At 63.6% G+C, this 25,263-nt stretch carries 24 protein-coding genes; 1 reads left to right on the top strand and 23 read right to left on the bottom strand.

Going from position 1 to position 25,263, the window contains the following annotated elements; genetic code table 11:
* Positions 1-43 precede the first annotated feature (43 nt).
* Entirely contained in the window at positions 44-1,087 is a 1,044-nt protein-coding gene (locus GGD63_RS18815) for a substrate-binding domain-containing protein (protein ID WP_210315868.1), read from the top strand.
* A gap of 255 nt (positions 1,088-1,342) precedes the next feature.
* On the opposite strand, the gene GGD63_RS18810 is transcribed toward GGD63_RS18815, so the two are convergent.
* The 23 genes from GGD63_RS18810 to GGD63_RS18700 form a co-directional block, all read right to left on the bottom strand.
* A complete protein-coding gene (locus GGD63_RS18810) occupies positions 1,343-2,656 on the bottom strand; it encodes an alpha-amylase family glycosyl hydrolase (RefSeq protein ID WP_183244567.1) in 1,314 nt (437 codons plus the stop codon).
* 18 nt (positions 2,657-2,674) lie between these two features.
* Positions 2,675-2,869: a hypothetical protein gene (locus tag GGD63_RS18805; RefSeq protein ID WP_183244565.1), complete on the bottom strand. Its 195-nt coding sequence runs from the start codon at positions 2,867-2,869 to the stop codon at positions 2,675-2,677.
* Positions 2,870-2,881: 12 nt separating this feature from the next.
* Positions 2,882-3,865 (bottom strand): dihydroxyacetone kinase subunit DhaK, encoded by a 984-nt coding sequence (gene dhaK / locus GGD63_RS18800; protein WP_183244563.1) that lies wholly within the window; start codon positions 3,863-3,865, stop codon positions 2,882-2,884.
* Between the two features lie 36 nt (positions 3,866-3,901).
* A complete protein-coding gene (locus tag GGD63_RS18795; RefSeq protein WP_172784643.1) occupies positions 3,902-4,315 on the bottom strand; it encodes a hypothetical protein in 414 nt (137 codons plus the stop codon).
* Position 4,316: 1 nt separating this feature from the next.
* Positions 4,317-5,936 carry a phosphoenolpyruvate--protein phosphotransferase gene (gene ptsP / locus GGD63_RS18790; protein WP_183244561.1) on the bottom strand — a complete coding sequence of 540 codons (1,620 nt, stop codon included), beginning with the start codon at positions 5,934-5,936 and terminating at the stop codon, positions 4,317-4,319.
* A 1-nt stretch (position 5,937) separates the two neighbouring features.
* Entirely contained in the window at positions 5,938-6,240 is a 303-nt protein-coding gene (locus GGD63_RS18785) for an HPr family phosphocarrier protein (RefSeq protein WP_183244559.1), read from the bottom strand.
* Positions 6,241-6,271: 31 nt separating this feature from the next.
* A complete protein-coding gene (gene dhaM / locus GGD63_RS18780) occupies positions 6,272-6,664 on the bottom strand; it encodes a dihydroxyacetone kinase phosphoryl donor subunit DhaM (RefSeq protein WP_036041954.1) in 393 nt (130 codons plus the stop codon).
* Positions 6,661-7,284, bottom strand: coding sequence for a dihydroxyacetone kinase subunit DhaL (gene dhaL, locus GGD63_RS18775; RefSeq protein ID WP_183244557.1), 624 nt, complete (start codon positions 7,282-7,284; stop codon positions 6,661-6,663). The genes dhaM and dhaL overlap by 4 nt, the downstream gene beginning before the upstream one ends.
* Before the next feature lie 13 nt (positions 7,285-7,297).
* Positions 7,298-8,320, bottom strand: a complete 1,023-nt coding sequence (locus GGD63_RS18770; RefSeq protein WP_183244555.1) for an ABC transporter ATP-binding protein — start codon at positions 8,318-8,320, stop codon at positions 7,298-7,300.
* Complete coding sequence (locus GGD63_RS18765) at positions 8,313-9,410, bottom strand: ABC transporter ATP-binding protein (protein WP_183244553.1); 1,098 nt, start codon at positions 9,408-9,410, stop codon at positions 8,313-8,315. Before GGD63_RS18765 ends, GGD63_RS18770 begins: the two co-directional genes overlap by 8 nt.
* Before the next feature lie 10 nt (positions 9,411-9,420).
* Positions 9,421-9,624, bottom strand: a complete 204-nt coding sequence (locus GGD63_RS18760; protein WP_157284013.1) for a hypothetical protein — start codon at positions 9,622-9,624, stop codon at positions 9,421-9,423.
* Positions 9,621-10,583 carry a carbohydrate ABC transporter permease gene (locus tag GGD63_RS18755; RefSeq protein ID WP_183244551.1) on the bottom strand — a complete coding sequence of 321 codons (963 nt, stop codon included), beginning with the start codon at positions 10,581-10,583 and terminating at the stop codon, positions 9,621-9,623. The genes GGD63_RS18760 and GGD63_RS18755 overlap by 4 nt, the downstream gene beginning before the upstream one ends.
* Positions 10,580-11,503, bottom strand: coding sequence for a carbohydrate ABC transporter permease (locus tag GGD63_RS18750; RefSeq protein ID WP_246785561.1), 924 nt, complete (start codon positions 11,501-11,503; stop codon positions 10,580-10,582). The genes GGD63_RS18755 and GGD63_RS18750 overlap by 4 nt, the downstream gene beginning before the upstream one ends.
* 123 nt (positions 11,504-11,626) lie before the next feature.
* Positions 11,627-12,985, bottom strand: coding sequence for an ABC transporter substrate-binding protein (locus GGD63_RS18745; protein ID WP_183244547.1), 1,359 nt, complete (start codon positions 12,983-12,985; stop codon positions 11,627-11,629).
* Between the two features lie 1,102 nt (positions 12,986-14,087).
* Positions 14,088-15,629, bottom strand: coding sequence for an aldehyde dehydrogenase family protein (locus GGD63_RS18740; protein ID WP_183244741.1), 1,542 nt, complete (start codon positions 15,627-15,629; stop codon positions 14,088-14,090).
* 52 nt (positions 15,630-15,681) lie between these two features.
* Positions 15,682-16,839 carry an alpha-hydroxy acid oxidase gene (locus GGD63_RS18735; protein ID WP_183244545.1) on the bottom strand — a complete coding sequence of 386 codons (1,158 nt, stop codon included), beginning with the start codon at positions 16,837-16,839 and terminating at the stop codon, positions 15,682-15,684.
* 7 nt (positions 16,840-16,846) lie between these two features.
* Positions 16,847-17,722, bottom strand: a complete 876-nt coding sequence (locus GGD63_RS18730; RefSeq protein ID WP_183244543.1) for an IclR family transcriptional regulator — start codon at positions 17,720-17,722, stop codon at positions 16,847-16,849.
* A gap of 15 nt (positions 17,723-17,737) precedes the next feature.
* The gene (gene dapA / locus GGD63_RS18725) at positions 17,738-18,643 is read right to left on the bottom strand and encodes a 4-hydroxy-tetrahydrodipicolinate synthase (RefSeq protein ID WP_183244541.1); all 906 of its coding nucleotides are present in this window, start codon (positions 18,641-18,643) and stop codon (positions 17,738-17,740) included.
* Positions 18,644-18,674: 31 nt separating this feature from the next.
* A complete protein-coding gene (locus GGD63_RS18720; RefSeq protein ID WP_246785547.1) occupies positions 18,675-20,486 on the bottom strand; it encodes an ABC transporter permease subunit in 1,812 nt (603 codons plus the stop codon).
* The gene (locus tag GGD63_RS18715; protein ID WP_183244539.1) at positions 20,452-21,552 is read right to left on the bottom strand and encodes an ABC transporter ATP-binding protein; all 1,101 of its coding nucleotides are present in this window, start codon (positions 21,550-21,552) and stop codon (positions 20,452-20,454) included. The genes GGD63_RS18720 and GGD63_RS18715 overlap by 35 nt, the downstream gene beginning before the upstream one ends.
* 26 nt (positions 21,553-21,578) lie before the next feature.
* On the bottom strand, positions 21,579-22,664 hold the full coding sequence (locus tag GGD63_RS18710) for an ABC transporter substrate-binding protein (RefSeq protein ID WP_183244537.1): 1,086 nt from the start codon (positions 22,662-22,664) through the stop codon (positions 21,579-21,581).
* A 1-nt stretch (position 22,665) separates the two neighbouring features.
* Complete coding sequence (locus GGD63_RS18705) at positions 22,666-24,132, bottom strand: FAD-binding oxidoreductase (protein WP_183244535.1); 1,467 nt, start codon at positions 24,130-24,132, stop codon at positions 22,666-22,668.
* A 719-nt stretch (positions 24,133-24,851) separates the two neighbouring features.
* The gene (locus GGD63_RS18700; protein ID WP_183244533.1) at positions 24,852-25,256 is read right to left on the bottom strand and encodes a hypothetical protein; all 405 of its coding nucleotides are present in this window, start codon (positions 25,254-25,256) and stop codon (positions 24,852-24,854) included.
* Between the last annotated feature and the right edge of the window lie 7 nt (positions 25,257-25,263).

Genomic DNA, 25,263 nt, shown 5'->3' with positions numbered 1-25,263 from the left:
TTGTATGACAAGCTGTAAGCTCTGCCCAGCGAGGGATTTTTGCGTGAAACGGATCACTATCCGCGACGTGGCCAAGCAGGCCGACGTCTCAATCGGCACCGCCTCAAGGGTCATCAACGGTGCGCCGAACGTGGAAGCGGCATATCGGACGCGGGTGTTGGCTGCGATAAAAATGCTCGGCTTTGTGCCGAACCGTGCGGCGCAAGAGGTCCGCAAGGGCCGCTCCCGCGAAATCGGCATCATCGTGCGCGACATCACCACGCCCGTCCTCGCGAGCTTTGTGAGGGCGGCGCAGGATCTGTTTGAGGAAGCAGGCTATGGCCTGCTGATCTGCTCGTCAGATAACCGGAAGGATCGCGAGCTCGAGCTGCTGCGACGCTTCCGGCAGCGCCGGATCGAGGGGCTGATCACCACGACATCGTCTGAGGTCGACGCGGATCTGGCCCAGGCACGGAATGATCTCGACTTTCCCATCCTGATGTTCGACCGCGAGGTCGATGGCGCACATGACATCGTGCAGGTCGATCATGCGAGCGGGGTGCATCAGGCTGTTACTTACCTTCTCTCGCTCGGGCATCGACGCATCCTCCTGTTGACGGGCCCATTGAACATCTACCCTGCCCGCGCGCGCGTTGAGGGTTACAAGCGGGCATTCGCCGCGCAGAAGCTTGATGTCGACCCGACGCTCGTTCGCACGGCCGGATTCGACGCAGCCACGGGATTCCGGGAGACCGCCGTAGCGCTCGAGCGGGCGAATAGGCCGTCGGCGATCATCGCGGGTGGCATCGACATGCTGCCCGGCGTGCTGAAGGCAATCCGTGCCACGCATCTTAACGTTCCGCGCGATATCTCAGTCATCGGCGGCGCGGATTCGGACCTCGCCCTCCTGGCGGATCCGGCGATCTCCGTCGTGCGGTGGGATTTTACGGAAATCGGCGCGACCTGCGCGCGAATGTTGCTCGAACGCGTCGAAGCCGCCAGCACGGAGCCACGGAGGCTCGCTTTCGCGCCGGAGCTCGTGGTGCGCGATTCGTGCGCAGCCGTCGCGATCGCGCCGACGCAAAAGCGGGAATCGCGCCGGAAATAGACTGCCAATGGCCCGCCTTGGGGAGCGTCTCCGGGAAAATTTCTATGAATCGGTTCATTGGCCCGATAGGCGTCGGCCCAGCCGCCATCATTCAGCAGGAATGGTTTAAACATGCCAATCCTGCGAAAGCATGTTTCCGCGACGCCCTGTAACCTCACCATCAAGGGGGCGGCCTGCAAGAAAAGCAGCATACTAACCTCGAAGGAAATCATCAGCTTGTATTGTCCGATGCCTGCCGCGCCTGGCAAGCTGCCGCTAGCCGAGGATAATCCACCCGTTCGGCGGCAGCGTGAGCTCGGTCTTTGCGCCCGTCCTGCGCACCGCAGCTGATCCCGCGAGCCTATCGGCGGCCGCATCGATGGTACGCACGACCGCTGCGTCGGCCAAATTCAGAGCAACCCAGAGCCGATTGCCCTCGTCGAATGCTTCGAAGACAAGGTCCGTATTGCGAAGCTCGATCACACGGGATTTCGCCCGATAGAGCCATGGGTGCCTCCGCCGCAGTCCGATCAGTTCCTGATGTAGCCGGTAGATCGGCCAGCCGAACGGCGCCAGCTCAACTGGCGCCGCCGGAAAGGCCGGACGGATCGCGTCGTCACCTCCGGCACGGCGCTCCTTGATCCCGCGGAACGCCTGTTCATCGCCGGCATAGATCGAGGGCGTGCCGCCACAGGTCATGAGGATAACCAGCGCGTGCGCGATATGCCGTTCGTCCAGAAGCCGGCTCGCGATCCGCGTGACGTCGTGATTGCCGATGAACGTCTGCGGTACGAACCTGTCGATCATCGCATTATGCCGCGCGAGCGCCCATGCGAGCTCATGGAAGTTGCGATCGTTCAGTGCGCTCCAGATCGCCTTCCAAAGCTCGTATTGCGTGACCGCATCGACGCCAGTTTCGTCGACGAAGGCGGAACAGTCACCGTGGATCACCTCGCCGAAGATGTAGGCGTCGGGATGCCGCACACGAACCGCGGGCAGAACGCGCTGCCAGAATTGCCGCGGAACGGCATAGGCCGCGTCGAGGCGCCAACCATCGGCACCGCGATCAAGCCAGTGATTCATCACGCGGATGACATAGTCGACGACCGCGGGCTCGTCATGATTGAGCGTCACAAGCTGGTGGTGACCTTCGAAGGTCGCGCAATCAGGTTCCTTTCCGTCCGGCGGCCAGGTCAAGCGAAACCAGGCGGCATCCGGCGATTGCGGGCCGCCGGCGACGGCGCGCTGAAAGGCTGGAGATTCGCGGCCGACATGGTTGAACACGCCATCCAGGATGATGCGCAGGCCGCGCCGACGGGCTGCTGCGACCAATGCATCGAAATCGGCACCATCTCCAAGCCGCCTGTCGATCCGGAAGTGATCGGTGGTGTCGTATCCGTGAGTCGACGAGGCAAAGATCGGCCCCAGCAGGATACCGGATACGCCGAGCTCCACGGCGTAATCGAACCATAGCACAAGGTGGTCAAGGCGATGCACGATGCTGGCACACGCGTCGGCCTCCCGTTCGGCGCCGGCGAAGCCGAGCGGGTACACATGCCACCAGACGGCGTGCTCGATCCATTTGCCCACGCGACCCTCCAGGCACATTCACTGCTCTAGCCGATCGCCACCCTTGACGAAGGTCATGCCGATATAGCTGTCTACCGCCACACAAAAGAAGCCGTGTCCGAGGGACACGGCAAGTTTCAGGGAGGGTGAACCGGGAAAATTCCCGATGCATGCGCGAGGCGTGGCCCCCGGCCGATCATCCGCCGGAGCGCGATCGAAAAAATCAGCAGCCATTCGCAGCCGCCGTCACCATTTCAACGCGGCCGTGCGCACGGGATGGTCCCACAGCGCCCGGGTCTCGGTATCGAGCAGGCTCACGGTGAGCGAGCACCCCGCCATGTCCAGCGAGGTGACATAGCTGCCGACCAGCGAGCGGGCGATGCGCAAGCCGCGCTTTTCGAGCATCCGCCGCGCCGCATTGTACATCAGATAGAGCTCGATCGCGGGCGTTCCGCCAAATCCATTGACGAGCAGCAGGGCTTCGTTGCCTTCGCGGGCGTCGAGATCCTTGGCAATGGCAGTGGTCATCTCAAAAGCGATCACATCGGCGCGCTCCAGCTTGACGCGGCGGCGTCCCGGTTCGCCATGGATGCCGACACCCACTTCCATCTCGTCCTCGGCGAGCACAAAGGTCGGAGTTCCTGCAGCCGGAACCGTGCAACTCGTCAGTGCCACCCCCATCGAGCGCGTCCGGGCGTTGACGCGCTCGCCGAGTGCAACGCAAGCTTGGAGGTCGGCCCCCTTCTCGGCCGCCGCGCCGACGATCTTCTCGACGATCAGAGTGCCGGCCACACCCCGGCGGCCGATGCTGTGGGTGGAATTCTCGACCGCGACGTCGTCGTCGGTGACGATGGTGGCCGTGCGCCCCTCGGAAATCTCGGCCGCCATCTCGAAATTCATGCGATCGCCCGCATAGTTCTTCACGACGAAGAGCACGCCGGCGTCGCCCGAAACGGCCTGCGCCGCCTCGACGATCTGGTCCGGTGTCGGCGAGGTGAAGACCTGTCCCGGACAGGCCGCATCGAGCATGCCATAGCCGACGAAGCCCGCATGCAGCGGCTCGTGCCCGCTACCGCCGCCGGATACGAGCGCGACCTTCCGCGAGTTGAGCTCGCGGCGCCGCACGAATTTCCGCTCGGGCCCGAGCGTCACGAGATCGGCATGCGCCGCAGCTAACCCGTCGAGGCTCTCCGCGAGCACGCCATCAACCGAATTGATGAACTTTTTCATGTTCTCCTCCCCTCTTCGTCCCTCTGAGCTTGGCGCTCATTTTTCCCGTATGATCGCACTCAAGCGCCGCGCGAATTCCTGCAGCAGCGCATCGAGCTCCGCATTGCGCTTCGAGCTGCCGAGGTCCGGCAGGTGCAGCGTCAGCGTCCGTTCATGCGCCCCCTCCGTCAGGCGGCCGATCCGGCGCGGGTGCGCACGGGTGTAGGCACGAAGGAACGCCGCCTTCGCCTGCGGCGGGAAATGGCAGACGTCGAAGATCGTGTTTAGGTGCTGCACGGGAATCGGCACCGGATAGGCCGGATTGCTGATCTGGCTGACGAAGCTGCGGTTCTTGCCCATGGCATGGGCCAGGCGCAGCCGCATACCTGACGGGCGGCTCTCAAGCACCTCCTTGAAGATGCGCTTGTAAACCGCAACGGCGCCGGCCTCGGCCGGTTCATCGATCGCCATATCAGCCAAGCCCGCCTCCGCTGCTCAAGCGGTCGATGGTCTGCTTGATCTGCGCGAGCGCCGACGCATTCACCGACAACTCGCGCAGGCCGCAATTCAGGAGCGCGGGCAGACAGCGCGGGTCGCCCGCCATGTCGCCGCACAGGCTGACGCTGGTTCCGGCGCGACGTCCGTGCTCCGCGGTTCGCGCGATCAGTTCGAGGAGGGCCGGATGCAAGGGATCCATCAAGGGGGCGAGAGCTCCATTAGAACGGTCGCACGCAAGGACATATTGCGCGAGATCGTTCGAGCCGATCGAGAAGAAGGAGGCCTTGAAGGTCGCGATCGCCAGGGCCGCCGCCGGGACCTCGACCATGATTCCCAGCTCCGGGAGCATCGCGGCAATGCCCTCGGCCTGCAAGCGCTGCACGATTTCGGCGAACAGCTTCCGTCCGGACTCGAACTCGTCCGGCGCCGTGACCATCGGAAACATGACCCTGAGATTTCCTTGCACGGCCGCACGCGCCAGCGCGCGGAGCTGCACGCTGAATATCTCGGGGCGGGCGAGGCAAAGCCGCAGGCCACGCACGCCCAGGAAGGGATTGGCCTCACCGTCGATGGTGAATCCAGGTACCGGCTTGTCGCCGCCGGCATCAAAGGTGCGAATGGTAACCGGGCGTCGATCGGCCCAGCGCAGAACGGCATCGTAGGCGCGATACTGCGTCTCCTCGTCGGGCAGGCCGCCGCGCTCGGCGAGCAGAAACTCGGTGCGCATCAACCCAATGCCGTCAGCATATTGTGCGTCGGCATGATCGAGATCCTCGACGCGCTGGATGTTGATGAGCAGCTTGATCCGCTCCCCGCGCCATGATGCGGTCGGCCGTCGCAGGATCGCCCGCGCGGACGCCCGGCTCTTGCGATGAATTTCGCGCCGCTTCTCGAACAGCCGGAGCTGCTCGGCACTGGGATCGAGCTCGAGAGTAGCGCCCTCGCCATCGAGCAGCGCCGTCGCGCCGATCTCCGGAATGGCGCCGAGCTGCACGACCATGGGGATGCCCCGCGCGCGCGCCAGCATCGCGACATGACTCGTGGGGCTACCGCGCAGGAGCGCAAGACCACCGCCGGCCGACCAGTCGATCTCCAGGAAACGCGAGGGCGGCAGATCGTCGGCGCAAACGACGGCACCGCTCGGTATCTTGGGGGCCTCGCCCCCGCCTCCGCGCAAGATGCTGATGATGCGGTCGCGCAGATCCGCAAGATCGGAGCAGCGCGCCTTCAGATACTCGTCCTCGGCCGAATTATAGTCCGCAATCTGCTCGTCGAGCGCGGAACGCCACGCGACGTCGGCGGCATCCCCCTCGCTTATCGCCGTGAAGATCGCTTCGATAAAATCCTCATCCTCCAGCAGCGCGACCTGGAACTCGAGAATCTGCGCGGCCTCACCTCCCGCGATCGCGGCGAGCTCGGCGATCTGCCCACTCGCCGCGTCGATCGCCTTGCGAAGATCGAGCGCCTCCTCGACCAGCGAGCCTGCGATCCGCTCGCCATTCGTGCCCGCATCGACACGGACGAGCGGGCCGTGGGCAAAGCCGATCGAGGCGGTCCTGCCGCGATAAGCCAGTCCGGCAGCGCCTCCCTGCATGCTACGACGCCTCGTCCGGAAAGTCGGTTACGATCAGGTTGACCAGGGCGGCGACGGCAGCCTCTGCGTCGCTACCCGACGCCTTGATCTCGATCGTGCTGCCGTGAGCCGCGCGCATGGCCATGATCTTGGCCACGCTCTTGGCATTGATCCACTCGGCCGCGCCCGCGACCCGGACGGAAATCTGGGCCTGGAACTTCTTGGCCAGCTTGGTCAGCTTGACCGCCGGGCGTGCATGCATGCCCACTGCGTGCACCAGCCGCACATTCTCGGTGATAATCTGACCGTCCGCTTTATCCAGCATCGTCTTATTCCATCATCGTTTCGCCGACGCATCAGTCGGCAGAGAGTTCTTCGGCCACGGCCTTGACCTGAGCCAGCGAGCTGCCGCCCGCCGCCTCGGTCGCCGCCATCACGGCGCCCTCGACGATCGGCGCGTTGCATACGACAACGAGATCGCGCCGTGCCGGCTCCAGCATTTCGACCGCCATCTCGCTGTTTGTTTCGGCGCCGCCGAGATCGACGAGGATCGCGACGCCTTTCGCCGACCAGGCATCGTTGATGGCGTCGACGATCAGCGACACGCTGGTGCCGAGCCCGCCATCGGGATTGCCGCCGCAAAAGGCCACCTTGACCTCGCTGCCGACCATCTGCCGCACCATGTCGGCGGTGCCTTTGGCGATGTCCTTCGAATGCGAGACGATCACGATTCCCACGGCATCAGTCATTGCTTTCCCTCCAGGCTCGCGCATACCGCCTGCACGAGAACACAGCTCGAGCGCGCGCCGGGGTCGATGTGACCGACGCTGCGCGGCCCGAGAAACGACGCCCGTCCCTTGGTGGCCCGCATCGGCGCTGTCCGCTCGACCGCCTCTGCGGCCGTTGTGCTGACTCGCGCGATCAGGTCCGGTTGGCCGGCCGCATTCTTCAGCGTCTCCAGCACGGGAACGAGCACGTCGAGCATGGTCTTTTCACCGGCGTGCGAACGGCCTCGGGCGCTGACGGCGCTCACGCCGCTGCCGAAGACATCAGCGATGTCCTCAGGCAGATGCTTGTCGTGCGAGAGGGCCTCGCCTGCGGCCAGGAAGAAGCTGCCGTAAAGCGGGCCGGAAGCACCGCCGACCGTCATCACAAGCGTCTTGCCGATCGTCTTCAAAGCCTCGTCGAACGGCTGTTCGGAGATCGCATCGAGCTTGCCGAGCACGGCTTCGAACCCGCGCTTCATGTTGAATCCGTGGTCGCCGTCGCCAATCGCCTGATCCAGGCTCGTGAGCTCCGGCGCGCTGGCAATGACCCGCTCTGCGGCCACCTTGACCAGCGATTTGAACGTTTCGGGTTGCAGCGACATTGCGTTTGATCCTCTAATGAACCGCCGGGAGGCGCTGCCCGGCGCCGTCGAAGCAGAGCGGATGCACCAGATCCAGCTCGACCTCCTGACCGGCATGCAGCGGTTGATGCGGATCCGCAAGCGTGACCAGCATCTCTCCTTTATAGTCCAAGTGAATGTGATTCTGCTCGCCGAGGTGCTCGACCCGGTGCACGCGGCCGACCATCGGCCCGCCATTGCGCGCCGCGAGGCGAAGGTGCTCGGTGCGGATGCCGACTGTCTCCGTTCCCGGCGGCAGCGGCACGTCCGACAACAGCCGCGCGGGGAGGAAATTGATCTGGGGCGTGCCGAGGCGCGAGGCGACATAGCTCGACGACGGACTCTCGTAGATCCCCCGGGGCGTGCCGAGCTGGAGCAGCTCGCCGTCCTTGATCACGCCGATCCGGGACGCCATCGTCATGGCCTCGACCTGATCGTGGGTCACGTAGAGGATGGTCGCACCAAGCTCGAGCTGGATCCGCTTGAGCTCCAGCCGAAGCTCGGCACGGAGCTTGGCGTCCAGCGACGACAGCGGCTCGTCCATCAGATAGATCGAGGGATCGCGGACCAGCGCACGACCGATTGCCACCCGCTGCATCTCGCCGCCCGAAAGTCGGGTTGCGCGATTGTTCAGCTTACTTGCAATATGCAGCAACTCCGCCGTCTGCTCGACCCGCTTCTTGATGATCGGCTCCGATATCCGTCGCGCGGGCGAGCGCAACGGGAACGCAAGGTTGTCATAGACGGTGAGATGCGGATAGAGCGAATATTGCTGGAAGACGAAGGCAATATCGCGCGCTCCCGGAGGAGCCAGCGTCACGTCGCGTCCGTCGATCATGACCGAGCCGGAATCGGGAGTCTCGAGCCCGGTGATCAACCGCAAGGTCGTGGTCTTGCCGGCACCGCTCGGTCCGAGCAAGACCATGAATTCTCCGTCATTCACCGAGAGCGAGAGCTCGCGCACCGCCGCCACCGCGCCGAAGCGCTTGCTGATGTTGCGTAGGGCGACGTCAGCCATGGTTTGCGCTCCCCTCGTTGGCAGTTCGTATCGCAAGGCCGCTGGCGACGTCGAACAACGCGAGTCGTTCCGAACGGAATTCAAGGCCGACCCGCTCGCCGATCCGCACGGGCGCGCTGGAAGGCAACCGCGCCGCAATGCGCCCATGCGCGGTGTCGACGGTGACGATCTGGGTGGTCCCAAGATACTCGGCGCCAAACACCTCGCCGCGGACGGGTGCCGCGTCGGCGAAGCGGATATGCTCCGGACGAACGCCGAGTGCCATACCGGCGCTGGCGCGATCCTCTCGGATCTCCGGCACCGCGATGCTCGTATCATGGAAGCTGATCGTCCGATCGCCGGAGCGCAGACCTGCCTCGAAGCGCAGAAAATTCATGGGCGGCGAGCCGATGAAATCGGCCACGAACATGCTCGCGGGCCGATCATAGATCTCCTGCGGCAGGCCGATCTGTTCAACGCGTCCCTCGTTCATGACGGCGATCCGATCCGCCATCGACATCGCCTCGAGCTGGTCATGCGTCACGTAGACGGTGGTCGCCCCGATGCGATCGTGCAGGTCGCGGAGCTCGCTGCACATCAGATGACGAAACTCGGCATCGAGCGCGCCCAGCGGCTCGTCCATCAGAAAGGCCTTTGGCCGCCGCACCATGGCGCGCCCCAGCGCAACGCGCTGCCGATCGCCGCCAGACAGCTTCGACGTCTTGTTCGACAGCAGATGCTCGATTCGCAGCAGTTTGGCTGTCTCCTGCACCCGCTGGTAAATATCGCGCCGGGCCATGCCCTGGCACTTGAGGGGAAAGCCGATATTCTCGGCGACGTTCATGTGCGGATACAGCGCGAAAAGCTGAAATACGAAGGCGATATCGCGCGCGGATGCGCGCTGGAAGGTCACGTCCTCATTGTCGAGCAGGATCTTGCCCTCGGTCGGCAGCTCCAGGCCCGCAATCATGCGCAAGGTGGTGGTCTTGCCGCAGCCGGAGGGGCCGAGCATCGCAAAGAAGGCGCCATCGTCGATCGTGAAGTTGGAGCCTTGTACGGCCGCAAACTGATCGAACGACTTGCGCAGGCTTTCGACGCGGATTTGTGCCATGTCTGCCGCCTTATTCCGGAAAATGGCTCACGACGACGTAGCCGAGCGTGCCGGCGAGAATCGTCACGAAGGAATAGCTGTAGAGATCGATCGACCAGGGTTGCACCAGCATGACGATGCCTCCCCCGATCAGGGTCATGGCAGCCGTCTCCCAGGGTCCGCGTCGGAACCAGCGAGAGACCACGCCTTTGGCGATTGCAGCAGAACCGCTCATTTGCGCACAGCTCCGAAGGTGATGCCGCGCAGCAGGTGCTTGCGCAACAACACGGTGAACAGGACGATCGGCACGACGAACAGCGTGGTGGCCGCGGCAACGGCCGGCCAATCCTGCCCGCCCTCCCCGATGATGAAGGGGATGAAGGGCGGCATGGTCTGCGCCTCGCCGCTGGTCAGGAGAACCGCAAACGCATATTCGTTCCAGGAGAAGATCAGGCAGAAGATCGCGGTGGCTGCGATACCCGTGACGGCTTGCGGCAACACCACCTTGCGCAGCGCCTGCAGCCGCGTGTAGCCGTCGACAAGAGCGGCCTCCTCGTATTCGCGCGGAATCTCGTCGATGAATCCCTTGAGCAGCCAGACCGCGAGCGAGACGTTCACGGCAGTGTAGAGCAGGATCATTCCGAGCCGGGTGTCGGTCAGATTGAGCTGCCGGTACATCAGATAGATGGGGATTGCGACCGCAACGGGCGGCATCATGCGCGTCGAGAGAATGAAGAACAGAAGGTCGTCAGCCAGGGGAATGCGGAACCGCGAGAACGCGTAGGCCGCGAGCGTGCCGAGAAAGACGGCCAGGAAGGTCGAGCCGAACCCGATGATCAGCGAGTTGACGAAGCGCGGCACGACCTTCGACGGTCCGGCAATCACCATGTCGCGCTGGCGCACGAGTTTGTCGTACCAGGTCTGCGGCGGCGGCAGCTTGGCGATGAAGTCCGGCGTCTGCCGGGTGCGCACAGTGAACAGGTTCACATAGCCTTCGAGAGTCGGCTCGAAGATCACCTTGGGCGGATATGCGATCGCGTCGCTCTGCGACTTGAAGGCGGTGGCGACGATCCAGACGAGCGGCAGGATCGTGATCACGGCGTAGAGGATGACGAGGCTACCCGCCACCGTCTTTGCGCGCGGCGACGCTTCGACAATGGAGTGCGCGGTGGACTTGGCGAGGGCGGCGGTCATCGTTGCTTCACCTTGTTGAGCGCTTTGACGTAGATGTTGGCGGCACCGAACACGGTGACGAACAGGATGATGGCGAGCGCACTGGAATAGCCGGTGCGCCATTTCTCGAACGCGGCGCGCTTCAGCGTGATCGACACGAGTTCGGTGGTCGAGCCCGGGCCCCCGGACGTCAACAGATTGACCATATCGAACATCTTGAAGTTCTCGATCGCGCGGAACAGCACGGCGAGCATCAGGAATGGAACCGTCATCGGCAGCGTGATCGACCAGAATTGCCGCCAGGCCGAGGCGCGATCGACTTCGGCGGCCTCGTAGATGTAATCGGGGATGGAGCGAAGCCCGGCGAGGCAGATCAGCATGACGTAGGGCGCCCACATCCAGGTGTCGACCAGCACGATGGTCCACGGCGCGAGCGAGACCTGCCCGGTCATGCTGAACGAGCTCGGCGGCACGCCGGTGAACAGACTGATCAGATAGTTGAATGGCCCGATCTGCGGCTGCAACAGCAACGTCCAGAAGTTGCCCACCACCGCCGGCGACAGCATCATCGGCAGCAGGATGATCGTGGTCCAGAAGCTGTGGCCGCGAAACTGGCGGTTGATCAGGAGCGCGAGGCCGAAGCCAATGGCGACCTGAAACGCGACGGACCAGATCACGAACTGCGCCGTGGTCTGCAGCCGGATCCAGACGTCCTCGTCGGTGAGGATGTCGGTGAAATTGTCGAGCCCGACGAAGCGCAGCGGCAGATAGGACATGCTGAGATTGAGGCTGGTGAAGGACAGCCGGATCATCCAGACCAGCGGAAAGATGTTGATCGCCAGCAGGAGCGCGATCGTCGGCGCGACGAACAGCCAGGCGATCGTCCGGTCCGACAGTCCGCGGACAGGTCGCGCGGTGCGAGATTTGGCGGGCTCGCTCATGCCGGGAAACGTAGCATCGTCAGGTTGAAGGATCGTGGTCATCTTGTCCATCGGCTGGCTGATCCGGGTTCCCCGAGGCGCACACGCCCCGGGTACCGTTTCGGTCGACGCGAGGCCTACGACCTATTGCGAGGCGACCTGCTTGCCCTGCTCCTTAAAGACCTTGGTCCAATCCTTGACCAGGAGATCGAGCGCCTGCTGCGCCGTGCCCTTGTCGGCGACGACGTAGTCATGCACACGCTTCTGCATGTCGAGCAACAACTGGGCGTATGACGGCTCGGCCCAGAAGTCCTTGACGATGCCCATCGACTCCAGGAATTGAGGCGCGAACGCCGCGCTTTTCGGGAAGTCTGGCGCGTCAACAACGGCCTTCAGCGCCGAGTAGCCGCCGAGCTGCCACCATTTCTGTTGCACGGCAGGCTGTGCGAACCACTTGATGTAGGCGAGCGCGTCGTCCTTGTGGTCCGAGGTCGCGACCACCGAGATGCCCTGTCCGCCGAGCTGGGTGAAATGTCCGTTCGGGCCGGCCGGATTGACGAAGAAGCCGATCCTGTCGCCGCCGACGTTCGGATCCTTGTAGAGGCCGGGGAAGAAGGCGAACCAGTTCATCTGCATCGCCACCTGGCCCGACTTGAAGGCGTCGAGCCCCTCCTGCATATAGGCGTTGGTCATGCCCGGCGCCGTGCAGCACTTGTAGAGCTCCTTGTAGAACTCGAGCCCCTTGGCCGCCTCGGGCGAATTGACGATGCCCTGCATCTGGTACGGCTTGCTCGGATTGTCGTAAGCGAAGCCGTAATTATAGAGCACGTTGGTCACGCCCATGGTGATGCCTTCGGAGCCGCGCTCGGTGAAAATGTAGGCGCCATAGACCTTCTTGCCGTCGATCTCGCGGCCCTGGAAGAACTGCGCGATCTGCTTCAACTCGTCATAGGTCTTCGGCGGCGCCAGATCGCGGCCGTACTTCGTCTTGAACGCCGACTGGACATCCGGGCGCGAGAACCAGTCCTTGCGATAGGTCCAGCCGACCGCATCCGCCATCGCCGGCAGCGCCCAATAGTTCGGCGAGTTCTTCGGCCACTGCGAATAGCCGACAACCGTCGCCGGAACGAAGTCGTCCATCGATATCTTCTCCTTGTCGAAGAAATCGTTGAGCTTCACGTACCACTTGTTCTCGGCGGCTCCGCCGATCCACTGGCTGTCGCCGATAATCAGGTCGCAGAGCTTGCCGTGGGAATTGAGCTCATTGAGGAAGCGATCGGCATAGCTCGTCCACGGGACGAACTCGTATTTCATCTCGATGCCGGATTGCTTGGTGAAGTCCTTGCCGAGCTCGACCAGCGCGTTGGCCGGATCCCATGCCGCCCAGCACAGCGTGAGCTGCTTACCTTGGGCCGCAGCTTCGCCTCCGCCAAGTCCCCCCAGCAGCGCCGCCCCGAGAACCGTGGTGGCCGCCGAGCCTCTCAACCAATTGAATGTCCGCATATCCGTTTCCTCTCTCGTTGAAGCATCTAACCCGCTCGGCGCGTCCTGCCGGAACGACGCCAAGACCCTGAAACCGAGTTTGAGGAGCGATGAGTGAAGGACGAGACGGACCGCTTCCGGAGACGGCTCCGGAATGGCTTGGGCCCCTCCCACACATCGGCCCGATGCGTGATGTTTAGTTTTTTTGTGACACTAAACGTATTACTAAATTTCGGAGATCGTCAAGCCCCGTTTGTCGCGAGTCTGGCAAAAGACTTACGGCGTTCGCGCGCAAGCGGGATGTTCGCAGTCGCAGCGAAAATGTCCGGAAAATCTTGCCGAATGCGACCGCCGATGTCGCCCGGCAGGAAGAATCCAGCCCATCCGAACAACAGGAGAGCAGGAAGGTCGGCCATAGCCGCGTGTTTAGCAAACTACTTTACTGAATGTTCAATGAAGCAGGCGCGAGTAGCCCCCTCGTCGTCCGAAAGTTGACGATGGCCGCTTCCGTTCGGATTCGTCGTGTCTGTGCGGTCAGTGCTGCCACTCGCTCGCTACCTACCTCGCAGACATTTCACGGGCAGCAGGCTGCGAGCATGTAGCGTATCGTGCAAGGCGAGCCGCTAGCTCTGTCCGGGCTTGGGCGATGTCGAGGCGTGTCACGGAAGCGCTACCAACCCACACCGCAACAGATGTTCGTTTCTTCGTTGGATTAGCAGACCTACGTGAATGCGAGGTGAAGGCATGACGCTTTCTACCTCCCGCAACTGACACTGATCGTCAGCACTCACCTATCTCCCCAGCCCTCGGAAGGAGTGATTGTGCTCACAGGGTCTGCTCACATTTGCTGTGATGAGACTTTTCTTGATTTCCCGGTGCACACGGCGTGCACACGGCGCCTTCTAACCAGTTGAAAAACTTGAGCACTCGCTCCAATCCATCATTGGACCGACTGCCCCTCCGCGGCTTAGCCCTTCCAGGTCCAAATATGTATGAACGGGGGAGCGGAAACCGCGTCTTCGGATGTTGAGTCAGGTCCAGAGAAAGAGAATGCAGATGCGGCTCCTTCGCCGCGGACTCGAAGTTCTATCCCATCGAACGAGACTTTCCCGGGCGCAATTGGTCACGCCACGTCGAACTTGACGCCTTGCGCCAGCGGGAGCGTGCGACCGTAATTGATGGTGTTGGTGACACGCCGCATATACGTTTTCCACGCGTCCGATCCGGACTCGCGTCCGCCGCCGGTCTCCTTCTCACCGCCGAAGGCGCCGCCAATCTCCGCGCCGGATGGGCCGATATTGACGTTGGCAATGCCGCAGTCGGAGCCGCGGGCCGACAAGAAGGTTTCCGCTTCGCGTAGGTCGTTGGTGAAGATCGATGACGACAACCCTTGCGGAACGGCATTGTGGAGCTCAAGCACGGAATCGAAATCGCGATATTTCATCACGTAGAGGATAGGCGCAAAGGTCTCGTGCTTCACCGGTCCGGTCTGCGCCGCGATCTCGACCAGCGCCGGGCGGACATAGTAGGCGTCGGCCGCCCCTTCGATGGCAATGCGCTCACCACCCTGGACTTGCCCTCCGGCAGCGCTTGCAGCCTCGAGCGCACTCCGCATCGCGCGATAGGCCGCGCCGTCGATCAGCGGACCAACCAGGTTTCCGTCTTCCAGCGGAGAGCCGACGGTGACGGACGCATAGGCCTGTTTCAGGCGCGGTATGAAGCTGTCGTAGACGCTTTCGTGGACGAACAGGCGGCGCAATGTGGTGCAGCGCTGTCCCGCCGTTCCCATCGCGGCAAAGGCGACGCCACGCAGCGTGAGGTCGAGGTCGGCGGTCGGCGCAACGATCGCCGCGTTGTTGCCGCCGAGTTCGAGCAGCGCCCGGGCGAACCGGCTGGCGAGCCGCGGGCCGACCGCGCGTCCCATCGCCGTGGAGCCGGTGGCCGAGACCAGCGGCACCTTTGCATGGTCGACGAGCACCTCACCGATCTCACGGCCGCCGATCAGCACTGCCGCAAGCCCCTGCGGCGCGCCTCCGCCGGCCTCATTGAAGCGTTTGAGCGCGCGCTCAAAGAGGGCGTGTGTCGCAAGCGCGGTCAGCGGCGTCTTCTCCGACGGCTTCCAGACCAGGCTGTTGCCGCACACCAGCGCCAAGGCTGCGTTCCAGGCCCATACGGCGACCGGAAAATTGAACGCAGAGATGATGCCGGTGACGCCAAGCGGATGCCAGCTTTCCATCATGCGATGCTCGCCGCGCTCAGTTGCGATCGTCAAGCCGTAGAGCTGTCGTGACAGGCCGACCGCGAAATCGCAGATGTCGATCATTTCCTGAACCTCGCCGAGGCCTTCGGAAACGATCTTGCCGACCTCGATCGACACCAGTCGGCCCAAAGCCACCTTGCTGGCGCGCAGCTCCTCGCCGAACAGTCGCACGAGCTCCCCTCGCTTGGGTGGCGGCACCAGCCGCCAGCCGAGGTACGCCGCGTGCACCTGTTCGATCACGCCGGCGGCTTCGGTTGCGCCGATCTCCACGACGCGGCCGATGATCCCGCCGGTGATCGGCGTACGAACGACGATGGTACCCTCCACATAGTCGGAGCGTTTGACGCCGAGCGCTGCGAGGAGGCTGTCGACTTCGCCGGCAAGATCGGCATTGGCGGCATGCATGTGCGGTGCGGATTTGACGGACATGATGGTTTTCCAAATGTTGGAGTTGATCTTAGTTCCGTTGCTGGCTCGCGCGCCCATGCCGCAAGGCCGGAGCGCGATGCGCTCCCAGGAAAGCCATGGCGGTATCCATCTCACGCAGAACCATGCGCAGGACGGCTTCGGCGCCTGCCTCTCCCCCGGCTGCAAGCCCCCAAAGCGGCAAGCGGCCGAGAAGCACAGTTTCCGCGCCCAGCGCCAGATACTTCAGGACGTCGGTGCCGCGCCGAACGCCGCTGTCGGCCAGAATCGTCAGACGGCCTTTCACGGCGCCGACAATCGCCGGAATGCAATCCGCCGGAGCCGGCAGACAGTCGAGATTGCGCCCGCCATGGGCCGAGACCACGATGCCGTCGGCCCCGATCTCGACCGCCTTTTCAGCATCCTCCACCGCGAGCACACCCTTGATGGTGAGTTTACCCGGCCAGATCTCGCGCAGCCAGCGCATGTCGTCCCAGCTCAGCCGCGGCTCGATCCGGACCGACTCGGCGATGTCAGCGCGGGTGATGGCGGTGCGGAATGCTTCCGGATAATGGCCGTAGGTCGGCATGCCCTCGCTCACGAAATAGCGCGCCAGAACCCCGAACAGCCAACCCGGATGCAGTGCCACGTCGATCATGCTGCGCAGCCGCGGTTTGAAAGGAATACCGAAACCGTTGCGTTCATTATATTCCCGGTTCGGCGAGACCGGCGTATCGACCGTGACGAGCAGGTTGTCGCAGCCGCAGGCGCTCGCCCGCTCCAGGAGGCGTCCGGTCAGGGCGCGATCGCGCCAGACATAGAGCTGGAACCAGAGCAAGGCATCCGGGGCGCCGCGCCGGATTGCTTCCACGGTGGTCACCGATTGCGTCGAGATGCAGACGGGAATGCCGACGCGCGAGGCCGCGCGGGCCAGCCTCGTCTCCCCATCATGCGAAACAAGACCGGCGAGCGCCGTTGGCGCGACAACGAGCGGCGCGGCGATCCTTCGACCGAACAACACCGTGTCGAGATCGCGCCTGTCTTGCCCCGTCAGCACCGCCGGCAGCAAGGTAATGGCGTCAAGCGAGGCACGCAGGCGCATCAATGCCGTTTCGTCCTCCGAGCCGCGATCGATATACTCGAACAAGCCGCGCGGAAGGAATCGTCGCGCGCGGCGGCGATAGTCGCTGGCATTGAGGAGCATCGGCATCGGCGTTTCAGGCCGCGTAGCGTTTGAACTTGGACTTCGAGATCGACGTTGCGGCGACGTGAACATGCTGAACGAGCTCGGCCTCGACACGCTCCGTGGTCCAGCGCGTCGTCGGTACGGAGATGTTGACCGCGGCAATCGCCCGCCCGTGCTCGTCGATGATCGGCGCCGCGACGGAAATATCGCCCATGACGCTTTGGTTAATCTGGATCGAATAGCCGCGCTTGGCGGCGAGGTGCACCTGCTCCATAAGCTTACCGGGATCCGTAATCGTGTAAGGCGTGAGTGGCTCAAGCCGCGTACGCTTCAAGAGGTCCTGTTGCTCAGCCTCCGGAAGGGCCGCCAGGATGGCTATGCCGGACGCCGTGAAGTACGCCGGCAGCCGGCTTCCGATCACGAAGTCGATATGGATCAGGTGCCGGCCGGGAAAGCGCGCCACGAACACGACCTCGTGGCCGTCGAGCTCATGCAGGTTGCAGGTCTCGCCAAGATTGCGGCTCATCTCGAGAAGATAGGGCGAGGCCTTGTCGATGAGCTCGTTGGCCTTGAGATAGCTGTGGGAGAACTGCAGCACCTTCGACGTCAGCCCGTAGTCGCGCGTGCCCTCGATACGCTTGAGATAACCGAGCGATTCCAGCGTGTAGACCAGGCGCTGCGTCGCGCTGCGATCGAGATTGGCGGCCCGTGCGATATCGGCAAGTGTCATGAAGCGTCGCGGCCCATCGAAGGCATGCAGGACCTGAAACGCCTTCTCGGTCGAGCCGACGAACAGGGACGAGCGTCCCGGCTCTGCACGTTTGGCGACACGCGTCGCAGCACGAGCTCTTGCAGGACTCTTGGCCTTGCCGGATTTCTGGGAGCCACCCTGGTCACTACGCGCCATGTCGCCATCCCCCCATCATGCAACGTTCTCGGAAACCGCCAACTGCTTGCCGAATTCGGCGCGGAGATCGGATACCAGCGCCGGCGCCGGCTGGACCAGCGGCGCCAGCATGCGCGGTGCGTCGACGCCGATCATGTCCATCACCGCCTTCATCGGCCCCGGATTGGTTTCGGCAAACGCCATGTTCATGAGCGGGATCAGGCGGCGGTGCAGACTCAATGCTTCCGCGGTTCGCCCGGCAATCGCCGTCTCGTAGATTTGCCGCCAGGCGCGCGGCAGCAGGCACGCGGTCACGATGATGCCGCCCTTGGCGCCAGCAGCGAGATGCAGCGGAAACAGGCTGTCCTCGCCGCTCAGCACCGCAAAGCTCTCGTCGACGCCGGCAACCACCTGCAGGAAATGATACATGTCGAGATTGCAGGCCTTCATACCGATGATGTTGGGGTGCCTGGAGAGCTCATGCAGGATCTTCGGTTCGATCGCGATCCGGGTGCGGTAAGGGATTTCGTAGATCAGGACGGGCACGGGCGAGGCATCGGCATAGCGCAGGAAATAGTCGCGAATGCCCGCCTGAGTCGGGTTGGTGTAGTATGGCGTAAGGACAAGCAGGCCGTCCACGCCCTCCGCGGCGAATTCCCTGCCCGCCTGAAGCGCATCGTGAAAGCCGGTGTCCAGCACACCCGCGATCACCGGGCCTCTGCCGTTCATGGCCTTCACCGAGAGGCCCGCCATCTTGATCCGCTCGGCTCGCGCCAGCGCGCCGTATTCACCGGTGCCGCCAAGCGGTACGACGCCGTCAATGCCCTGCTTGTTGAGCCAGGCGAACAGCGCCGAGACGGCGGCCGCATCGATGGTGTCGTCGGCCTTGACCGGGGTCGGAATGGCGGGGAACAGGCCGCGAAGACGAGAAGCAGTGAGCATGTGAGAGAACCTCTATTTCGAGAGTGGACGGCTACCGTGCAGCAGCACGCCGCCTCAGGCGTTCGGCAGTGAAGATCAAGAGTCCCATAAAGATGAACAGGCAGGTCGACACGGCCGCGATGACCGGCGAGACCTGAAGCGTCACCTCGTCCCAGAACTGCTTCGGCAGCGTGGCATTGAGGCCGCCGGTCGCAAACAGCGCGATCGTCAGTTCGTCGAACGAGGTCGCAAATGCGAACAGGAACGACGACATCATGCCCGCGCCGAGGATCGGAAAGGTCACGTGGCGCAGCGTGGCGAACGGCCGCGCGCCGAGGCTCGAGGCCGCATGATCGAGCCTCGTATCGTAGTTGCGCAGCACGGCCATCATGGTCATCACCACATAGGGCACCGCGACGACGGTGTGGCCGAGGATGAGGCCGAAGGCGCTGCCGACCAGGCCGATATTCGCGAAAACGTAGAACAGGCCAACCGCGATGATCATGCGCGGCACGACGATCGGCGACAGAATGAAGGCGAGCCAGGCACCCTTTCCCGGAATGTTGCTGCGCACCAGCAGGAACGCCGCCGGCGTGCCGATCAGCATGGCCAGGAGCCCCGTGCCGACGCCGACCATCAGCGAGCGCAGCAGGGCCTGCGTCCACACCGGCGAGGCCAGCACGGTCTCGTACCAGTGCAGCGTAAAGCCCTGCGGCGGCCAGTTCAGCCCGCCTTTGCCGAAAGACAGCGGGATCATCAGGATTGTCGGCAGGCTGATGATGAGGAGCATGGTCCAGGCGAACGCCTGCAAGCCGAATCCGGGCTGGTCCGGATTGCGGCCGCGCCGGCGCGACGGCAGCAGCGAGATGATGGCATCCGAGATGGTTCCGAGCAGCGTCAGGAGCACGTCGCCGACCTTCGCGATCGGTTCTGACAGGCGCGACGGCTTGGACTTCGGTGCCGTGGCGACGCCCGTCATCGTCGACAGGCCGAGCAGCCGGTCGTAGGCGGCAAAGACGATCAACACGACGAACAGCAACAGCACGGAGATCGCGCCGGCAAAGCCCCAGTTCATGGTCTGCTGGATCTGGTCGATGATGAGCTGCGTGATCATGGTCTCGCGCCGGCCGCCGAGCAGCGCCGGCACGATGAAGAAGCCGATCGCGGTGACGAACACCATGATGCCGGCCGCCGCGACGCCGGGCAGCGACAGCGGAAAGTAGATCTTCCAGAACGCCATGCCGGACCGCGCCCCGAGCGTCGCCGCCGCACGCGGCAGGTTGCGGTCGATGTTCTCCATGACCGACAGCATGGTCAGCACGGCGAGCGGCAGCAACGCATTGACCATGCCGACCAGGACGCTGCCGAAATTGTAGAGCAGGCTCGCCGGACTCGAGATGATGCCGAGCGACAACAGCAGCTTGTTGATGACGCCGTTGCGTCCCAACAGCACGATCCAGGCAAAGGCGCGCACCAGAAAACTGGTCCAGAAAGACAACAGCACCCAGAACAGCAGCGTCGCCTTGCGCTCCTTGCCGACCACGGAGATCAGATAGGCGATGGGATAGCCGGTGACGACGCAGACCAATGTCGTGACCAGCGAGATCTTGAGCGTAATGAGGAGAACGTCGACATAGACCGAAGATGCGAAGAGCTGGCGATACTGCGCCAGCGTGAAGCCGCTGTCGTTGTGGATGCTGAGCAGCAGCAGCTGGCCGACTGGATAGACCAGGAACAGCACGAGCAGCAGGGCGAGCGGGCCGCCCATGGCGACCCAGCTCCAGATCTGGCTCCGCGGCAGTGCGCGCTGCTTGGCCGTCCCCATGATCTCAATGCCCTCCGCCGTCCCGGATCGCGACCGCATCCGCCGGATTCCAGCCGAGCGAGACGAGCTGCCCGATCTCATGGGGCGGAGATCCCGAGCGGGTCGGATAGGCCGCGACGAGCTGCGGCATGCCCGAGGTCTCCGGCGCGATGTAGAGCCGCGTCAGGCTGCCGCTGATCATCACGTCGACAAGCCGGCCGGTGAGCCCGCCGCTATCCGCGGCGGCGGTCACGACATGCAGATTCTGCGGCCGGACCATGATCTTGATGGGTTCGCCGGCGGCGAAGCTGGAGCCATTGCCGACAGCCCGCGAGGGCGCGGCCTGGTCGGCCAGCACGATGTCGAGTCCTTCCGCATCGACGTCGCGCACGGTGGCGCTGAGCAGGTTCGACTCGCCGAGAAAGTCTGCGACGAACATCGAACGCGGACGGAAGTAGAGATCCTCCGGCGTACCGAGCTGCTCGATCGCGCCCGCATTCATCAGGCAGATGCGATCCGACATTGTCATCGCCTCTTCCTGGTCGTGGGTAACGTAGATGATGGTGGCGCGAAGCTCGCGATGGATGCGCTTGATCTCGAGCTGCATCTGGTCGCGCAGCTTCTTGTCGAGCGCGCCCAGCGGCTCATCCATCAGGATGATCGCGGGCCGGTAGACGATGCAGCGCGCGAGCGCAATGCGCTGCTGCTGGCCGCCCGAAAGCTCGCGCGGAAAGCGCTTTGCGACGTGCGGCAGGCGCACGGTCTCCAGCGCCTCCATCGTGCGACGACGCGCCTCGGCATCGCTCACTTTCCGCATCTTCAGGGGAAAGGCGATGTTGTCCTCGACCGTCATGTGCGGAAACAGCGCATAGTTCTGGAACACCACGCCGATGTCCCGGTCATAGGCGGGGCTGTGCGTCACGTCGGCATCGTCGACGAGGATCTGGCCCTCGTCGGGATGTGCGAGGCCTGCGATCAGGCTGAGCAGCGTCGTCTTGCCCGACCCGGAGGGGCCGAGCAACGTGAGGAATTCGCCCTTTGCAACGTCGAGACTGGTCGGCGCCAGGGCGACGAAGTCGCCATAGCGCTTGGACAGTTCCAGAATGCGCAGGCTCGACGAGACCATGGGCTGCTCCGATCGGGCAAGACGGTTTAGGACAGGACCCAGCTGTTGAAGCGCTCGATGACGGCGGCCTGATTGTCGAGCCAGAATTTCGCATCGATCTTCAGGCCGACCTTGATGTTGTCCGGATAGGTCGGACAGTTCTTGGCGATTTCCGGCTTGACGTAATTGAAGGCCTCCGGCTGCGTCAGCCCGGCCGGGAAGTACTCTGTCAGCGCTGCCTGGCGCTTCGGGTCGGAGGCGAACTTGATGAATTCGCGACATGCATCCGCGTTCGGCGTGCCGGCGAGGATCGACCAGTTGTCGCCACCCCAGATGCCCTGGTTCCAGACGATCTCGACCGGCGCGCCGGCCGCCTGGGCCGCCTGCGGACGGGACACCCAGGTCGGCAACAGGTCGATCTCGCCCGAGGTTAGCATCTGCTCGACCTGCGCTCCGCTCGTCCACCATACCGCGACCGATGGCTTGATCTTGTCGAGCGAGGCGAAGGCCTTGTTGAGGTCGCAAGGGTAGACCTGCGCGGTCGGCGTGCCCGCCCCCATCAGCGCCTCCTCGATCGTGTCGAAGGGGTGCTTGCGGACGGCACGGCGGCCCGGAAATTCGCTCACGTTCCAGAAGTCGGCCCAGGATTGCGGCGCCTTGCGGCCCTTGAAGGCATCGGTGCGATAGGCGAGCACCGTGGTGTAGACGTTGGTGCCGACGCCATAGGGCGACATGAATTCGGCGGGAATCGACTTGATGACCGGCTCGGCCTCGAGGCCGTGCTTCTCGAGATAGGACTTGCTGCCGGTGGTCAGCAGCAGGATCGCGGGCCAGCTGATCTTGGCCATGTCCCAGGTGTAGTTCTTGGTGTCGACCATGGTCTTGATCTGGGCGACCGGCTCGGCATTGGCCTGCACGCCGACGACCTCGATTCCCGTCGCCTCGGTGAAGGGACGGTAGAACACCGCGCCGTAGGCCTTGGTGTAGATGCCGCCATCGTCGCGCACGACGATGCGCTTGCCTGCCGCGCGTGACGGCGACCAGACGGAAGGTGCGGCGAGCGCGACGGCTCCGGCTCCGGCTCCCAGCAGCAGGCGACGGCGGGAGGTGATGATGTCAGGAAGATGGCTCATGTCAGTCCCCTCTTTGCGATGTTGCGATGGATGGCGAGGCACTTGGTGATGGCGGCGGCAGGACGCGGCCGGGATTGAACAGGCCCTTTGGATCGAAAGCCTGCTTCACGGCGCGCATCAAGGCGAGCTCTGGCTGAGGCTTGTAGCGGGTCATCTCGCCGGTCAGCGTCCGACCGACGCCGTGCTCGGCGCTGAAAGTGCCGCGCAGCGAGCTTGCGGCGTCGTTCATGGCGCGGCGGATGCGCTGCGCGAGCGCGTCGCGATCCGGCATGGCGTCCCATTGCGCAAAGCTGAAAAACGGAATGAAGTGAACGTTGCCGTCGCCGAGATGGCCGACGATCACGAACCGAACATCCGCCACGATGGCGCGTACCGACGCCATCGCCAGGTCGATAAACGCGGGTACCGCCGAGACCGGCACCGCGCAATCCGACGTGAGGCCAACGCCTGCCTTCTTGTTGGCCTCGGACACGCTGTGCCGCAATAGCCACATCGCCTTGCGCTGCCCTTCGCTCGAGGCAACGACGCCGTCGCGGATCATGCCGGCTTCGAGCGCCTGCTCAAGCACGCCTTGCATGGCCGCAGCCAACGCGCTGGCATCACCGGTGTCGGAGAGTTCGACCAGCACATGCCAAGTATCGATCTCGGCGAGCGGACAGCGACGGCCTGGCACCTGCTCGAGCACGAGCCGAACCTGTTCCGCGTTCATCATCTCGAAGGCTGAAAGGCGCGAATTCCACGTCGCCTGGAACAGGCCGAGCATGTCGAGCGCCCGCTGCGGATTCTCGACCGCGAGCCACGCGACGGCTTCCGCCGTCGGCAGCGGATGCAGCTTCAGCACCGCGCCGGTGACGATGCCGAGCGTGCCTTCCGAGCCGATGAAGAGATGCTTGAGGTCGTAGCCCGTGTTGTTCTTGCGCAGCGCGTAGAGCCCGTCCCAGACCGAGCCGTCCGGCAGCACGACTTCGAGGCCGAGCACGTTCTCGCGCGTGTTACCGTAGCGCAGCACGCCGGTGCCGCCGGCATTGGTCGCGATGTTGCCGCCGATCTGGCAGGAGCCTTCGGCGCCGAGGCTGACGGGATAGAGCCGCCCCTCAGCCGCGGCCGCTTCCTGAATGGTAGCGAGCACGCAGCCGGCATCGACAACCATGGCATTGTTGGCCGGATCGATCGCGCGGATCCTCCGCATGCGCGTCAACAGGACGATGACCGGACGCTCGCCTTGATCGGACGGCGTCGCGCCGCCGCACAGGCTGGTGTTGCCGCCCTGCGGCAGCACCGGTACGCCGTTCTCGACACAGAGGCGAACGACTGCGGCGACCTGCTCGGTTGTCGAGGGCAGCACTGCGCAAAGTGCCGGCGCCCGATAGCGGCCGCGCCAATCCTCGGTGAATGCGGCAAGATCTTCATCGCGCGTCAGCACGGCCGTGTCGCCCAGCAACCGCTTGAACGCCTCGATCAGAGCCATCGAACCTGCCTCTCGGGAGGGCCGACAGTGGCCCCGGTCGCGGACTGCAAGTAATTGCAATGCGATTATTTCAATTGTATTATGGTAACTATGAATTTCGCGAGACGGCGAGTCAAGCAAGTCTGCGGAGCCAAGAGAGAGCAGGTCTCATGGTTTCATCGCTCGAGCAGCGTCTCCGGCCCCGAGAGTACTTCTCAAGTCATGGCGCCAGCCCCACTATCGACTAAGCTTGGCGTGCAAAATCGTACGGTTGGTGGCGGGGAGCGCTACCGCCCTTCCCCACTCCAAGCAGGCCTACGTTGCCTTACCCAACCTTACGCATAGCAGTTCGTGAGCGCAGCACTACGCTCATAGAGGAACATCGAAAGACCTCGGGCTGCCGATCAAGCGCAAGCGATCTCGTCGAAACAGCCAGTGTCGCGCCATTCATTAGACCGCAGCCATAGCAAGACCGCTGGATACAGTAGAGAAGCAGTGCGGCGGAGAGAGTGGGGGTCAAACCCACGGTTCACGACGATGAACTGCCGCTCAAGATTGCCTCGATGCAGTGCTGCGAGTCGAGGAGGCGCGATACCGTGGAGCCGACGCCGCAACTATCCGTCGCATCGAAGGACGTATTCCGCGATCAACGGAATAGACCCCTGCCCTCGAAGGCAAAGATCACACGTTCGAATCCTGTCCGCTTCGCGCCAAGAGCTACTCTCTTTTTCGCAATGGACTTAACGGTCAAGTTCCAAGGCCTTGTTCGAGCTGTCGAGGAATTCGACAGTGGTGAACCACAAATCGGCCTCTCCGACGTTTTCGAGATCGTGGATCTTGTATTCGCCCTTCCCATAGACGAAGTGACGGGTCTCGCCAGCCGAATAAATGGCTTCGACGATCGTCCCATCCTCCGCGTGGGATCGCGCCCGACCTGGCGTGACTGCGGTCCAAAAATAGTCCAACACGTGACGATGGAATCCAATGCGCTCGCCTGGAGCAAGCCGGATTTCCCAGACGCGCACGCGTTCCGTTTCAGACAAGAGCTGGGTGCCGACCCGCCCGTTGAACTGATTGGCGTCAAACTCCTTGCGAATGAAGTCGGGCCAAGCGGCCCTGCCCTTTTCGACCACACCAGCGTTCATAGTAGTT

The organism is Bradyrhizobium sp. cir1 (assembly GCF_014198245.1).
Classification (GTDB): Bacteria; Pseudomonadota; Alphaproteobacteria; order Rhizobiales; family Xanthobacteraceae; genus Bradyrhizobium.
Note: the sequence above shows the minus strand (reverse complement) of the source record. Positions and strands in the feature narration are given on the sequence as shown.

Coding starts and splice junctions, on each gene's coding strand:
- GGD63_RS18760 (WP_157284013.1), bottom strand. CDS start 9,624: ATGAGCGGTTCTGCTGCAATCGCCAAAGGCGTGGTCTCTCGCTGGTTC.
- GGD63_RS18745 (WP_183244547.1), bottom strand. CDS start 12,985: ATGCGGACATTCAATTGGTTGAGAGGCTCGGCGGCCACCACGGTTCTC.
- GGD63_RS18755 (WP_183244551.1), bottom strand. CDS start 10,583: ATGACCGCCGCCCTCGCCAAGTCCACCGCGCACTCCATTGTCGAAGCG.
- dapA (WP_183244541.1), bottom strand. CDS start 18,643: ATGCTCACTGCTTCTCGTCTTCGCGGCCTGTTCCCCGCCATTCCGACC.
- GGD63_RS18765 (WP_183244553.1), bottom strand. CDS start 9,410: ATGGCACAAATCCGCGTCGAAAGCCTGCGCAAGTCGTTCGATCAGTTT.
- GGD63_RS18740 (WP_183244741.1), bottom strand. CDS start 15,629: ATGCATGCCGCCAATGCCGATCTTGCCGGCGAAGTCGACAGCCTCCTC.
- GGD63_RS18710 (WP_183244537.1), bottom strand. CDS start 22,664: ATGAGCCATCTTCCTGACATCATCACCTCCCGCCGTCGCCTGCTGCTG.
- GGD63_RS18770 (WP_183244555.1), bottom strand. CDS start 8,320: ATGGCTGACGTCGCCCTACGCAACATCAGCAAGCGCTTCGGCGCGGTG.
- GGD63_RS18700 (WP_183244533.1), bottom strand. CDS start 25,256: ATGAACGCTGGTGTGGTCGAAAAGGGCAGGGCCGCTTGGCCCGACTTC.
- GGD63_RS18785 (WP_183244559.1), bottom strand. CDS start 6,240: ATGCTGGATAAAGCGGACGGTCAGATTATCACCGAGAATGTGCGGCTG.
- dhaL (WP_183244557.1), bottom strand. CDS start 7,284: ATGTCGCTGCAACCCGAAACGTTCAAATCGCTGGTCAAGGTGGCCGCA.
- ptsP (WP_183244561.1), bottom strand. CDS start 5,936: ATGCAGGGAGGCGCTGCCGGACTGGCTTATCGCGGCAGGACCGCCTCG.
- GGD63_RS18750 (WP_246785561.1), bottom strand. CDS start 11,503: ATGAGCGAGCCCGCCAAATCTCGCACCGCGCGACCTGTCCGCGGACTG.
- GGD63_RS18795 (WP_172784643.1), bottom strand. CDS start 4,315: ATGGCGATCGATGAACCGGCCGAGGCCGGCGCCGTTGCGGTTTACAAG.
- GGD63_RS18715 (WP_183244539.1), bottom strand. CDS start 21,552: ATGGTCTCGTCGAGCCTGCGCATTCTGGAACTGTCCAAGCGCTATGGC.
- GGD63_RS18720 (WP_246785547.1), bottom strand. CDS start 20,486: ATGCGGTCGCGATCCGGGACGGCGGAGGGCATTGAGATCATGGGGACG.
- GGD63_RS18735 (WP_183244545.1), bottom strand. CDS start 16,839: ATGCCGATGCTCCTCAATGCCAGCGACTATCGCCGCCGCGCGCGACGA.
- GGD63_RS18805 (WP_183244565.1), bottom strand. CDS start 2,869: ATGGCTGCTGATTTTTTCGATCGCGCTCCGGCGGATGATCGGCCGGGG.
- dhaK (WP_183244563.1), bottom strand. CDS start 3,865: ATGAAAAAGTTCATCAATTCGGTTGATGGCGTGCTCGCGGAGAGCCTC.
- dhaM (WP_036041954.1), bottom strand. CDS start 6,664: ATGACTGATGCCGTGGGAATCGTGATCGTCTCGCATTCGAAGGACATC.
- GGD63_RS18705 (WP_183244535.1), bottom strand. CDS start 24,132: ATGGCTCTGATCGAGGCGTTCAAGCGGTTGCTGGGCGACACGGCCGTG.
- GGD63_RS18730 (WP_183244543.1), bottom strand. CDS start 17,722: ATGGCGCGTAGTGACCAGGGTGGCTCCCAGAAATCCGGCAAGGCCAAG.